The sequence below is a fragment of the uncultured Aquimonas sp. genome, from assembly GCF_937888285.1.
Lineage (GTDB): Bacteria > Pseudomonadota > Gammaproteobacteria > Xanthomonadales > Xanthomonadaceae > Aquimonas.
This window is the reverse complement of the sequence record NZ_CALART010000008.1, coordinates 18,519-31,722: the sequence shown is the minus strand read 5'-3', so window position 1 is coordinate 31,722 and position 13,204 is coordinate 18,519. Positions and strand designations below refer to the sequence as shown.

10 protein-coding genes and 1 other RNA gene are annotated in these 13,204 nt (G+C 69.7%); 2 read left to right on the top strand and 9 right to left on the bottom strand.

Going from position 1 to position 13,204, the window contains the following annotated elements; genetic code table 11:
- Positions 1–296: 296 nt before the first annotated feature.
- Positions 297–2,225 carry a tRNA uridine-5-carboxymethylaminomethyl(34) synthesis enzyme MnmG gene (gene mnmG, locus Q0654_RS01545; RefSeq protein WP_298849781.1) on the bottom strand — a complete coding sequence of 643 codons (1,929 nt, stop codon included), beginning with the start codon at positions 2,223–2,225 and terminating at the stop codon, positions 297–299.
- Positions 2,226–2,895: 670 nt separating this feature from the next.
- Between mnmG and Q0654_RS01540 the strand changes: the two genes are divergently transcribed.
- The gene (locus Q0654_RS01540) at positions 2,896–3,081 is read left to right on the top strand and encodes a hypothetical protein (RefSeq protein ID WP_298849780.1); all 186 of its coding nucleotides are present in this window, start codon (positions 2,896–2,898) and stop codon (positions 3,079–3,081) included.
- A gap of 134 nt (positions 3,082–3,215) precedes the next feature.
- Here Q0654_RS01540 and Q0654_RS01535 read toward each other — a convergent pair whose 3' ends face one another.
- From Q0654_RS01535 to Q0654_RS01500, 8 genes are all read right to left on the bottom strand, one after another.
- Entirely contained in the window at positions 3,216–4,589 is a 1,374-nt protein-coding gene (locus tag Q0654_RS01535) for a hypothetical protein (RefSeq protein ID WP_298849779.1), read from the bottom strand.
- A 412-nt stretch (positions 4,590–5,001) separates the two neighbouring features.
- A complete protein-coding gene (gene rpiA, locus Q0654_RS01530) occupies positions 5,002–5,634 on the bottom strand; it encodes a ribose-5-phosphate isomerase RpiA (RefSeq protein WP_298849778.1) in 633 nt (210 codons plus the stop codon).
- Between the two features lie 98 nt (positions 5,635–5,732).
- Entirely contained in the window at positions 5,733–6,197 is a 465-nt protein-coding gene (locus tag Q0654_RS01525) for an EVE domain-containing protein (protein ID WP_298849776.1), read from the bottom strand.
- 24 nt (positions 6,198–6,221) lie between these two features.
- Positions 6,222–6,818, bottom strand: a complete 597-nt coding sequence (locus tag Q0654_RS01520; RefSeq protein ID WP_298849774.1) for a 5-formyltetrahydrofolate cyclo-ligase — start codon at positions 6,816–6,818, stop codon at positions 6,222–6,224.
- An 86-nt stretch (positions 6,819–6,904) separates the two neighbouring features.
- Positions 6,905–7,092: non-coding RNA, 6S RNA (ssrS, locus tag Q0654_RS01515), on the bottom strand.
- A gap of 119 nt (positions 7,093–7,211) precedes the next feature.
- Positions 7,212–7,532: a cell division protein ZapA gene (locus tag Q0654_RS01510; protein WP_298849772.1), complete on the bottom strand. Its 321-nt coding sequence runs from the start codon at positions 7,530–7,532 to the stop codon at positions 7,212–7,214.
- A 12-nt stretch (positions 7,533–7,544) separates the two neighbouring features.
- Positions 7,545–7,766 (bottom strand): TIGR02449 family protein, encoded by a 222-nt coding sequence (locus Q0654_RS01505; RefSeq protein WP_298849770.1) that lies wholly within the window; start codon positions 7,764–7,766, stop codon positions 7,545–7,547.
- Positions 7,767–7,793: 27 nt separating this feature from the next.
- Positions 7,794–12,401, bottom strand: a complete 4,608-nt coding sequence (locus Q0654_RS01500; RefSeq protein ID WP_298849768.1) for an EAL domain-containing protein — start codon at positions 12,399–12,401, stop codon at positions 7,794–7,796.
- Between the two features lie 260 nt (positions 12,402–12,661).
- Between Q0654_RS01500 and Q0654_RS01495 the strand changes: the two genes are divergently transcribed.
- Positions 12,662–13,204: a UPF0149 family protein gene (locus Q0654_RS01495; RefSeq protein ID WP_298849766.1), complete on the top strand. Its 543-nt coding sequence runs from the start codon at positions 12,662–12,664 to the stop codon at positions 13,202–13,204.

The following is a 13,204-nucleotide window of genomic DNA, read 5'->3' as shown; positions in this document are numbered from 1 at the left end:
CGGGAGGAGGCGGAGCGAAGCCGCGCTTGAGCTCCTCTCCCTTTGGGAGAGGGGTCGGGGAGAGGGCTGGGTGTCTTCAGCAGTGGGTGTGCTGCAGATTCTTTCTGTGCCTCTAGGCAAGGTTCGCGTCGGCGCTTCGGCCGAACCCTCACCCCAAGCCCACCTCGCTTCGCTCGGGCTCTTGGGGCCATCGGCTGCCACCGGCAGCCGATCAGCGTCCCCGAACCGCTCCACGGGGAGAGGGGCTCGAAGCGCGCAGCAATGGAGTGGAGGGCCTACTGTCGTTGCCGGTTGCCTCAGCCAACAGCGCCCGTGCCCACCGATCGCGCCGAGCCCCGCTCCCCCAATCCCGAATCCCGAATCCCGAATCCCCGCTTCAAAAACACCAGCAGCAGCGAAATCGCCGCCGGCGTCATGCCGGGGATGCGGCTGGCCTGGCCCACGGTTTCAGGCCGGGTCGCGCGCAGCTTCTGCAGCACTTCGGCGGAGAGGCCGGTCACGCAGCCGTAGTCGAAGTCGGCGGGGATCGGCGTGTCCTCGCTGCGGCGGGCGCGTTCGATCTCTTCCCGCTGGCGCTCCAGGTAGCCGCTGTAGCGGGTCTGCACTTCGATCTGCTCGATGGCCTCGGCGTCGTCGATGCCGGGCTGCAGCGCTTCGACCTGCATCAGCTTCGCGTAGTCGATCTCCGGTCGCTTCAGCAGATCCAGCGCCGGGGTTTCGCGACTGATCGGCACGTCGAGCTGCGCTGCGATCGCTGCACCCAGCGCGTTGTTCGGCGCGGCCCAGATCGCAGCGAGCCGCGCGCTCTCGCGCTCGATCACCTCGCGCTTGGCGCTGGCCCGCGCCCAGCGCGCATCGTCCACGAGCTTCAGCTCGCGACCGATCGCCGTGAGCCGCAGGTCGGCATTGTCCTCGCGCAGCTGCAGGCGGTACTCGGCGCGCGAGGTGAACATGCGGTAGGGCTCGGGCGCACCCATGGTGATGAGGTCGTCGATCAGAACGCCGATGTAAGCCTCGTCGCGGCGCGGCGTCCACGGCGCTTCACCGCGCGCATGGCGGGAGGCGTTCAGACCGGCGATCAGGCCCTGTGCCGCAGCCTCTTCATAGCCGGTGGTGCCATTGATCTGGCCGGCGAAGAACAGGCCTTCGATGGCCTTGGTCTCAAGCGAGGCCTTCAAGCCGCGCGGGTCGAAGAAGTCGTACTCGATTGCATAGCCGGGGCGGGTGATCTGGGCGTTCTCGAAACCGCGGATCGAGCGCACCAGCTCGACCTGCACATCGAAGGGCAGCGAAGTCGAGATGCCGTTGGGATAGATCTCGTGGGTGTTCAGCCCCTCCGGCTCGACGAAGATCTGATGCGAGTCGCGCTCGGCGAAGCGCACCACCTTGTCCTCGATCGAGGGGCAGTAGCGCGGGCCGGTGCCTTCGATCTGGCCGGAGTACAGCGGCGAGCGGTCGAGCGCGCCGCGGATGGTCTCGTGGGTCTGGGACGTGGTGTGGGTGATCCAGCAGGCCACCTGACGCGGATGCGAGGCGCGCGAGCCCATGAACGAGAACACCGGCGCCGGGTCGTCGCCGGGCTGGATCTCCATCACCGAGTAGTCGAGCGTGCGGCCGTCGATGCGCGGCGGCGTGCCGGTCTTCAGTCGCCCCACGCCCAGATTCAGCTCGCGCAGCTTCTCGGCCAGCGCAATGGCCGGGGGATCGCCGGCGCGACCGCCGCTGTATTGCGCGGGGCCGATGTGGATGCGACCGGCCAGGAAGGTACCGGCGGTCAGCACCACGGCGGGTGCAAAGAAGTCGAGGCCCATCTGCGTGCGCACGCCGACCACGCGACTGCCTTCGATCAACAGGTCGTCGACCGCCTGCTGGAACAGGCGCAGGTTCGGCGCGTTTTCCACTGCCTCGCGGATCGCCGCGCGGTAGAGCATGCGGTCGGCCTGGCAGCGCGTGGCACGCACCGCCGGGCCCTTGGACGCATTGAGGGTGCGCCACTGGATGCCGGCGCGGTCGGCGGCCCAGGCCATGACACCGCCCAGCGCATCGACCTCGCGCACCAGATGGCCCTTGCCGATGCCGCCGATGGCCGGGTTGCAGCTCATCGCGCCGATGGTTTCGATGCTGTGGCTCAGCAGCAGGGTGCGCGCGCCGGTGCGTGCGGCCGCCAGCGCGGCTTCCGTGCCGGCGTGGCCGCCGCCAACAACGATGACATCAAAATGATCCATGGCTGCGGTCCGGGTGATCCAGCGGAAGGCGAGGGCAGGGCGCGGATTCTGAGGCCGCGAGCCTGAACCTGTCGCGGCAAGACGTGAAGGCCATCAAGCTTGGCACGCAAACTGCTTCACCCAGCCTGCACCCGCGGCGGCTGACCGCAAGGTGGCCGGGTATGGAACAGGGACCGGCCATGCGCGCGGCGGGGTAGCACGGCGCGCGGCCGCGGTCGGAATGACGCGGTCGCAGCGCCAGCGTCATCACCGGCCGCAAGCGCGGACCACAACCTCGGAACACGCGCCCGCGAGGGCGATGCGTTCAACTGTGGGCGGTGCAAGGCAGTCGCGCCGACACAGTGCGAAACCGCTGTGTCGAAACGCAAAGGTGACAACAGGCAAGAACGCGATGGCGCCCGCGTTCCAGCAGCTTGCTTCAGAGGAAAGTCGGCGCCCGGCAGTCTTAGGAACAGGGGGAATCCAGGGGACCGTTGGCCCGGGCGCCGATGAGCGTGCCGGAGGGGGAGGGGAAGCATCCGCTTCGCGTCAGATCCCGACCTCAGGCGTCAACGGCGCTGATTCTGCCGCCGCTTTGTCTCGCCGTGCAAGCTTTTTTACAAACACCTGTGATTCCCGTCACGAGACGTTTCCCAGCAGTTCAGAAACGCCGCCGCAAGGATCGAAGACCATGAGCACCATCCACCACTTCGACAACACCGAAGACCTGCGCTATCGCCACGATCTGATGGTCGAGCTGTATCGCGTCGAACAGGCCCAGGAGCAGGCCCAGCAGCGCGCCAGCGCCGCCGAGCTGGAGCGCCTGCAGCGCCAGCAGCGGATGATCCGCGACGCCCTGGCCCGTCTCGCCGCCTGAGTCTGGAATCCCTGCGTGACTGCAGGGGCTGTGCGAGCCGCGTGGCGCGTGTCCTCCGCCACGGCCTCCGCGCTGACCCCTGCATCGCCGCCGCTGCACGTTCGCCGCCAATGCGGCGGCGGGTCACGTCTCCCTCATTCGAACTGCAGTGCCTCGCGCGCCCTCGACTCGCGTCGAGCGCCACCGTCGCCCGCATCGGATGGCGCCGAGCGCATCGGCGGCGCCTCGCGGCGCGATTCCATGGGCGCACTCCTGAAACCCTCGTCACGCGACCGTTCCATGCGCGGCGCCGGCTCGGGCGTGCTGAAGCTGCGCGAACCGAAGTCGGCGCCGCGGCCGCTGCGCTCGTTGCGGTACTCCACTTGCGGGGCGGCCGGTTCGAAGCGCTGCTGCGGCGCGAACTCGCGCGCCGGCGGTACGCGCTGCATGCGCGGTTCGCTGCTGTACTCGCGCACCCGCATCGGCTCGCGTGCCGAGGCTTCGCGATACTCGCGAATCGGCTGTGCGGGCTGGGTTCCCAGCGGCGCGCTGCGCGGCTGCTGGTAGCTGCGCAGCTCGCGCGGGCTTGCTTCCAGCGCGCCGCGGCGCGCCGGGCTGTCCTCGACCGCGGGGCCGCGAGGCAGCGGCACGCCGTCGATCTGGGCCGCACGCCCGCGCAGCGGCTGGCGGCTGCCGGCCCCGGGTTCAGCTGCCCCATAGCGCCCACGCGAGTCGTAGGGTTCGGCGCCGACGCGTCCGACTCCACTCTGGCGCCTTTCGGGAAGTGCGGGCTGGTAGCTCTGCACGGAGCGCGGCTGGCCGCGGCTGCCGTAGTCGGCACCACGCGAAGGCACCCGCGCATTGCCGTAGACGCTTGGCGCCCGTACGCCGGCGCTGGTGGAGATGCCGCCACGCGCAGGTATGCCGAGCTCGCGCTCGCGCCAGGCCAGGCGCTCCGCCTGGTTGCGGGCATTGCCGAAGCGTGGCGCGCTGTAGGCCGAGCTGGCGTAGCCGCGGCCGCTCAGACGATCGCGGTGCTGGTAGCGATAGCGATCCCAGTCGTAGTAGCTGTCAGCCCAGCTGTAGCGGTAGGGCGAGTACCAGTGGCTGTAGCCGTAGGCCACGCTGAAGGCGCCGCCGTAGCCCCAGCGCGGCACGCTGTGTCCGCGCCAGCCGCTGTGGAAGCTGACGCTGAAGTAGTTGCGCGGGAAATAGGTCACGCCGTAGTAGAAGCCGGGGTACCAGTAGGGGTCGTGGTACCAGCGGTTCACCGGCCAGAACAGCGAGTAGTAGGCCGAGTAGGTGATGTAGTCCGGCGCGTAGTAGCGGTAGCCGGTCGAGCCGTAGCGATAGCCGCCGGCGTAGTAATCGCCATAGCCCTCGTAGGCGGGGCTGTAATAGCTGTCGTCGCCGACGTAGCGCACCTCGCGCGTCGGCACGTCATCCCGGTAGGTGTAGGTGGGGTAGGTCACGCAGCCGCCGAGCAACAGCGCCAGCGGCAGCACGAGGGCGGACTTCCAGCGATTCATGGCGAACTCCCCTGGAACAGGACGCACACGCTGGCGTCCGACAGCCGGATGCTCGCATGCCGCGGGCACCATCGCCGGAGTCTTAGACCGCGCGGGTGAATTGCCACTGAAGTGCGCCGGTGGCGGTCGGGTGCGATTGAACATCGTGGCGATGCCGTCCGATGCCCCGCGATCGCCGTGGGGTGGGCCCTGGCCCGCGCTATGACGGGGCCAGGACGCCGCAGGGCGCAGTGCTGACCGAAAGCTCCTGCTCTTCGCATCGAGCAACGAAGCGACCCATCAACGTCGAGGCGAGCGCGAAGCGCTCGGTGGGCCAGGGCCCACCCTATGGACCCGCATGAGCGAGCCCGGCGCCGAAGGCAGGCGTGCCAGGGCCCAGCCCATGACAGGCGTGAACCCCGCACGGACGCGATCAGCGCCCGACGATCACCTCATCCGCCGGCCGCGCCGCGAACAGGCCGCAGCAGACCACGCCGACGATCTGGTTGATCTCGCGCTCGAGGCCCACCGGGTCGGTGATCCGCAGGTTGTGCACGTCGAGGATCCAGTTGCCGTTGTCGGTGGTGACGCCGTCACGCCAGACCGGTTGGCCGCCGAGTGCGACCAGCTTGCGGCCGACATGGCTGCGCGCCATCGGGATCACCTCGACCGGCAGCGGGAAGCGGCCGAGCACATCGACCTGCTTGCTGGAGTCGATCACGCAGACGAACTTCGCGCTGGCCGCGGCGATGATCTTCTCGCGGGTCAGTGCCGCACCGCCGCCCTTGATCAGGCGCTTGTGCGGGTCGCACTCGTCGGCGCCGTCGACGTAGAGCGACAGCGGGCCGACCGCGTTGAGATCCATCACCTCAATGCCCTGCGCGCGCAGCAGGGCGCTGCTCTGCTCGGAGCTCGACACCGCGCCGCGGATGCGCGACTTCATGCGGCCCAGGCCTTCGATGAAATAGCGCACGGTGGAGCCGGTGCCCACGCCGACGATGCTGTCGTCTTCGACGTGTTCGAGAGCTTGTTCAGCGGCCTTGCGTTTCTGGTCTTCGAGGGACATGGCTTGAGATCCGGGAATCGAGAATCGGGAATGGGGAATCGGAGGAGCGTGGTGCGGCAGGACCAAGGCCACCGGGTGATACAGGTGGACGATTGCGGCTAGCGTTCGCCGGCGAGCTGCAGGATATGCGCCCACTGGGCGTCGGTGACGGGCAGGATCGAGAGGCGGTTGCCGCGGCGGAGCAGGGCGAAGTCGCCGAGGGCCTCGGCTTCGGCGCGCAGCTGGTCGAGCGGGACCACGCGCTTGAACTTGCGCTCGAAGGCGACGTGGCGCAGCCACCAGCGCGGGTTGTCCGACGCGCTCTTCGGGTCGTGATAGTCGCTGTCGGGCTGGAACTGGGTGGGGTCGGGCTCAGGCTCGCCAACGACCCTGGCGAGGCCGGCGACGCCGGGCACCGGGCAGTTCGAGTGGTAGAACAGCACGCCGTCGCCAGGCTGCATCTCCTTCCACATGTAGTTGCGCGCCTGGTAGTTGCGCACGCCGGTCCAGGGTTCGCGCCTGACCTTCTTCAGGTCATCGATCGAGAACTCCTCGGGCTCGGACTTCATCAGCCAGTAGGCCATGCGCTGCATTCTCCGTTGAAGGGTTCAGGCCGCGGCGCGGCAGTCGATCAGCTCGCGCTCGGTGGCGACATAGTCGAGCGCCACGTCCCAGGGCTCGGGCGCGAAATCCTCCAGCTGCTGGAAGCCGTAGGCGATGCCGACCAGCTGCGGCGACGCCGGCCGCGGCACGGTGTTGAGAAACGCGAAGCTGCGGTCGTAGTAGCCACCGCCGGCGCCGAGCCGACCGCCGCGGCGATCGAAGCCGACCAGGGGCACGAGCACGCAGTGCATCTGCTCGGGTTCGAGCTGGGAGGTGCGCTCAAGATCGGGCTCGGGAATGCCGTAGCGGTTGCTGCGCAGCGGATCGCCGGTGCGCCAGGGCGCGAAGCCCAGCGAGCCGTCCTCGCGCAGGCAGGGCAGGCAGTAGACGAAAGGCGGCTGGCCCATCAGCAGGGCGTGCAGCGACAGCTCGCCATCCATCGCCCAGTAGCCGGCCACATAGCCCGGCTGCGACAGCGATGGCAGCGGGCGCAGGCGCTGCGGCAGGGCGAGGGCGGCGGCCATGCGTTCGGCGGCGCCGAGCGCGCGGCGGCGCGCTCTCAGGTCGCGGCGCTGCTGGTCGCGGGTGTCGGGGCTGGTCATGCGCGTGGATGCAGGGCTGGCGCGCCGAAGGTGACGCTTGGGAAGCGGAGCGCGCCGGTCCCGGGGAACGCGCGCATCGGGATGGGAGATCCTCCACCGTGCCGTTGCGAAAACGAACGACCTTGATCCCAGGGATCAGGTGGGATTGCTCACAGGCCCTTGGGCTTTCCGCTGCGTGGCGGACTTGCACGCTGGGCCCGGTATCGCGCTCCCGGGGTCGTTATTTAGGGTCAAGGCAATATGTAAGTTTCCGCTGGCGGCACGGCAGAGGACGCCGCGAGTGTAGCGCGCGAACGCGCAGCCGGCGACGCCGCAGATGCGGCGGAAACGTGAAGCCCGGCGGAAACCTGAACGCGTCGGTCGCTGAACGAGCCGGCGACCGGCGTCGGCGCGCTACAGCGGCAGCTTGGGCGGCATGCCCAGCACGGTGCCCTGCATCAGGGTGTCGAGGCGGCGGTTGAGGTCGGTGAGACTGCGCTCCAGACGCGCGTCGCGCTCGCTCTGGGCCTGCTTCAGCGCGTTCAGCTCATGCGTCAGGTTCAGCGCCATCAGCACGGCAAGCCGGTCGATGCTGGCGCTGGGATGGCTGCGGCGCAGCTCGCGCAGCTGGCGATCGACCTGCTCGGCCGAGGCCACGAGGCCGGCGCGCTCTTCGGCCTTGCAGGCAACCAGGAACTCGCGGTCGAGCACGCGCAGGTTGACGGGATCACTCATCGGGCGATGGCCTTACGCGCTCTGTTCCAGGGACTTCAGGCGCTGGATCATCGCCTCCACCCGGGTCCGCGCCTGCTCGTTCTTCGACAGCAGGCTGGCGCGCTCGTCGAGCAGCTGCTGCTGGGCCTGGCGCAGGCTGGCGTTCTCGCCCGCCAGCTGCTGCAGCTGCCCGGCCAGGCGCTCGACGCGCTGGGCGAGGGCCGCAATCAACTCGGCAGGGTCGGGGGTGCTCATGGCCGCCGACGATAGGCGCGCGCAGGCTCAGCGGTCAATAGACAGGCGCAGGCCGGCGGTCGCCATCAGCAGGGCCGGCTCGTGGTGGTCGAGGAAGTTGATGCAGTCGCTTTCCTCGATCGGACGCGACAGCCAGTAGCCCTGGATCTCGTCGCAGCCCTGCTCGTGCAGGTACTGCAGCTGCTCGACGGTCTCGACGCCCTCGGCAACCACGTTCAGGCCCAGCGAGTGGGCCATGGTGATGATGGTGGCGGTGATCGCCTCGTCGTCGGGGTCGGTGGTGAGGTCGCCGACGAACTCCTTGTCGATCTTCAGCGTGTCGATCGGCAGCCGCTTCAGGTAGACCAGCGAGGAATAGCCGGTACCGAAGTCGTCGATCGCCAGCAGCACGCCCAGGCCCTTCAGCTGGTGCAGCACCGCGGTGGCCTGCTCGGCATTGGCCATGACCATGCTCTCGGTGACCTCCAGCTCGACCGAGGTCGGCGGCAGCGGATACTCGGCCAGCAGCTCCTGGATCAGCCCGACCACGTTGCCGCGCAGCAGCTGCAGCACCGAGACGTTGATCGACATCGACAGGCCCGTGCGGCCGGCGACCTGCCAGCCCGACAGCACGCTGAAGGCCTCGCGCAGCACCCACTCGCCGATCGGCAGGATCAGCCCGGTTTCCTCGGCGACCGGAATGAACTCGCCGGGGCTCATCTCGCCGAGCTCCTCGCTGCGCCAGCGCAGCAGGGCCTCGAAGCCGGCGATGCGGCCGGAAGCGAGGTCCAGCCGCGGCTGGAACACCAGGTAGAACTCGCGGCGGTCCAGCGCGCGCCGCAGCGCCGCGACCAGCGAGGCGCGACGCCGGGCCTCGGCATCCATCGCCTCGTTGTAGAAGCTGTAGGTGTTGCGCCCGCGGTCCTTGGCCGCATACATCGCGGTGTCGGCGAACTTCAGCAGGTCGGTCGGCACCAGGGCGTGGTCGGGGTAGAGGCTGATGCCGATCGAGGGCGTGATGATGATCTCGCTGCGACCCTCGACATCCAGCGGCGCGATGAAGGCACCCACCACGCGCTGGGCAACCTCTTCCGCGGCGTGGCGGTCGTCGAGGTCCTCCAGGATCACCGTGAACTCGTCGCCGCCCAGCCGCGCCACCGTGTCCTGCGGCCGCACGGTGGCCAGCAGGCGCGCCGCCGCCGACTTCAGGATGCGGTCGCCGGCGGCGTGGCCCATCGAGTCGTTGACGTCCTTGAAGCGGTCGAGATCGAGGAACAGCACGGCGACGCGGGTGCCCTGGCGCCGCGCCCGCACCACCGCGCGGGCGAGCCGCTCGGACAGCAGGCTGCGGTTGGGCAGGCCGGTCAGGGTGTCGTAGTTGGCGAGGTAGCGAAGCTCCTGCTCCGCGCGCTTGCGGTCGGTGATGTCGCTCACCACCCACACGTAATGGCTGCGCTCGCCGTGCGCGTCATTGACCGCATTGACCTCGACGGAGGCGAGATATTCCTCGCCGTCGCGCCGTCGCTGCCACATCTCGCCCTGCCACTGGCCGACCGCCACCACCGCGTCATTGACCTGGCGGTAGAAGGTCTCGTCGTGCTGGCTGCTGTGGAGCAGGTCGACGGGCTGGCCGTGGACGTCCTCGGGTGCGTAGCCGGTGATCCGGCAGAAGGCCGGATTGACGCTGACGAAGCGCATGTCGAGGCCGCACACTGCCACCGCCTCGCCCATGCTGCGCAGCACTTCCGAGGCGATCCGGCGCTCGTAGTCGGCGGCACGGCTCTCGGTGATGTCGCGGGCAGTGCCGGCCATGCGCACTGGCGTGCCGCTGGCGTCGCGCTCGACCACCTTGCCGCGCGAGCGCACCCACACCCAGTCGCCATCACCGCGGCGCACGCGGTGCTCGGACTCGAAGAACTCGGTGCGGCCGGCGATGTGCGCCTGCATGATCTGCTGCAGGCGGCGGATGTCCTCGGGATGCACCGCGCGCGAGCGGAAGTCCTCGGTGTCGAGCTCGCTGTCGGCGCCCGGCCCCAGCAGCTGTTCGGCGCCGACCCGGTACAGCCGGTTGCTGCGGATGTCCCAGTCCCAGAATTCGTCACCCGAGCCCCAGAGTGAAAGCTTCAGGCGCTCCTCGCGCTCGCGCAGCTCGGCCAGCAGGCGACGCTGGCGGACCCGCTCGGCGCGCGCGCGGCGCAGCCACAGGGCGCCCAGCAGCAGGGCCACCAGCGCATAGGTGATGAAGGCAGGCAGGCTGGCCCAGAGCGGCGGCACCACCCGGATCGCCAGCTTCGCCTCGTCCGTGCTCAGATGGCCGTCGCGGTTGCTGCCCTGCACGCGCAGCAGGTAGGCGCCCGCACCGAGGTTGGTATAGGTCGCCTCGCTGCGGGTGCCGGCATCGTTCCAGTCCTCGTCGAAGCCCTCCAGCTTGAAGCGGAAACGGTTGCGCTCGGGAAAGCTGAAATCGAGGGCGGCGAACTCCACTCGCAGCACCTGCTCGGCCTGCCGGAACTCCAGCTCGGCCGGCATGTCGAGCCCCTCGACTGCGCTCAGCCGCCGCCCCACGCCAATCGCGGTCAGCCGCACCGGGGCCTCGAAGGGGCTGGGCGTGAAGCGTTGCGGGTCGAACAGGTTGAGCCCGCGCACGCCACCGAAGGCAAGGCGGCCGTCGCGCAGCGCCAGCGCCGCGCCGCCGTTGAACTCCAAGTCCTGCAGGCCATCCTGCAGTTCGTAGCGGACCACTTCGCCACTGTCGGGCGCGAGACGCGCCAGGCCGCTGTTGCCGCTCAGCCAGATCCGCCCGTCGCTGCCGCGCAGGGCGGCGTACACGGTCGGCGAGGCCAGCCCGCGGGCGGTGCCGAAGCGCTGCACCCGCAGCCCGCCTTCGGGCAGCAGCTGCAGGCGGTTCAGGCCGCTGTGGGTGGACACCCAGAGGTCGCCCTGCGGGTCCTGCACCACATGCCTCACCAGGTTGCCGCTGAGCGTGTCCGGATCCGCGGGATCGTGCAGCAGACGCTGCAGGCGGCCGCTGGCGGGATCGATCCGGTTCAGGCCCTCCAGCGTGCCCGCCCAGATCTGGCCGTCGCGGTCCTCGAACACATAGGTCACCAGCGGGTGGCTCAGGGTCGAGAGATCATCGGGGTCGTGCCGGTACCAGCGGTGCTGGCCGCTGCGCTGATCCCACTCGAGCAGGCCGTCGCTGAAGGTGGTGATCCACAGCCGGCCATCGCGGGCGCGGATCAGATGCCGAAGGTCGCTGACCGGCTCGGCCTTGCCTGGCGCGGGCGGCAGCTCGACGCGGCGGGCGCGCAGCTGGCGCGGGCTGTATTCGAACAGACCCAGATCGCTGGACACCCACAGCCGGCCCTCGCCGGCGTCGGCGATGCCGAACACGCGGATGGCGGGGGCAGCGCCGTTGCCGTTGCCATTGCCCGGCAGGGCCGCACGCAGCGCCGCGTAGTGGCTTTCGAATTCCAGCTGGGGGCCGACGAGACGCACCAAGCCGCGGCCTTCCGAGCCCATCCACAGTTCGCCGTCGACATCCTCGAACAGGGTGCGCACGTTGTTGACCAGCACCGGGTCCAGGGCGCTGCGGGTTTCGAACGCGCGCGAGAACTGCGCGCCCTCGGGCCGGGTAGTGGCCACACCGCGGGCTTCTCCGCCGATCCACAGCAGGCCCGAACGATCGATCATCAGCCGCGCCAGGCGGTCTTCATGCAGGCTGTTGCCGACGTCGGGCTCATGCCGCAGGGCCAGGGTCTCGCCGCTGAGCGGATCCAGCCGCAGCAGGCCGCCGTTGTGCAGGGCCAGCCAGAGCCGCTGGCGCGCGTCCAGCGCCAGCGAACGCACTGGCGCCGAGCGCCCTTCGAGGGGCCAGATGCGCTGCGGCTCGCGATCGCCGCGACGCCAGCGGAACAGGCCGTCCTCGGCGCCGATCCAGACGCCATCGCCGCCGTCGTTCAGCAGCGCGTGCAGGCGTTTGCGGGCGCCGACGCGGCGCGGCAGGGTCGCGCCTGGCGCGAACACGAACAGCCCCTCGTGGGTCGCCGCTAGCACGCTGCCGTCGTCGAGCAGGCTCAAGCCCGCCAGCCGCAGGCTGCCCTCGATATCGCCTTCGAAGCTCAGCCGACGTTCGCGCAGGCCGGTCTCAGGATCGAACAGCTCGATGCCCTGGCCGGTGCTGACCCACAGACCCACGCCGGGCTGGTTGAGCAGGCCGGTGACGCGGTCGCGGTGGCCCTTGCCACCCTCCGAGCGCGCCAGCAGGTGGCGTTCGACGCGACCGCTGGCGAGATCGATCGAGGCGAGGAAACGAGTATTGGTACCGACCCACAGGCGGCCGTGCTCGTCCTCGGCGAGGGCGGTGATGAAGGTTTCCGGCAGGCTGCTGGCGTCGTCCGGGTCGTGCAGGAACAGGCGCAGGTGGCGGCCGTCATGGCGGTGCAGGCCACCTTCGGTGGCGATCCAGACGAAGCCGCGGCTGTCCTGCAGCAGCGCGTTGACGGTGTTCTGGGCCAGCCCGCTGCGGCTGTCGATGACCCGGAAGTGGTAGTCCTGGCGGGCCGCAAGGGCAGCCAGCGGCTGCAGCAGGGCAAGGATCCCGAGCAGGATGCCTGCACCAATGCTCCGCATGCCTCCGCGCTTGCCCAGGCTCATCGCCGCCCCGTTCGATTCGGTTGCCGCGTCCCGCGCCCTGCCACATCGGCGCCCGGATCCGTGACAACCGCCGGACCAGAGCACCGGAGTGTAGGCAGCGGCCTCGAATCCAACAAGCAAGTGTGATGCCGCGCGCATTCGCAGCGGATGCAGCGAGCACCATGCACAGGACTGCGCGCGGCATCCCAGGGCCAGGCGGGTCGGCCGGACAGGACGCCCGCGCTACACTGCCGACCTTTCCGAGCGTGGTTGCGTGAGCCGTGGCTGATTCCGATCTTCCCTCCCTGGCCGAAGTCGAACGTGCGCTGGCCGATGCCGCGATCGGCATCGATGCCGCCGAGCTGCACGGCTCCATCTGCGGCCTGCTGTCGGCCGGTGGACGTCTGGCTGGCGCCGACTGGCTGGACGCGCTGGCCGTCGAGGCGCCGCGCCAGGCCCCCGGCGGCGTGCTCGACCGCCTGCGCAGCCGCACCCTCGCCCAGCTCGGCGACAGCGAGTACGGCTTCGACCTGCTGCTGCCCGGCGAGGACGCCGACCTCGGCGACCGCATCGAGGCGCTGGGCGCCTGGTGCCGCGGTTTCCTCGGCGGCTTCGGTCTCGGCACCGCCTCGGCCTCGCAGCTGTCCGACGAGGGTCGCGAAGCGATCGAGGATCTCGCCCGCATCGCCCAGGCCGAGCTCAGCTTCGAGGACGACGAGGACGACGCCAACGCGCTGGAGGAAATCGTCGAATTCGTGCGCGTTGCCGTATTGCTGCTGCACAGTGAGCACGGCGGCGACTCCAGCCAGTCGACCCTGCACTGA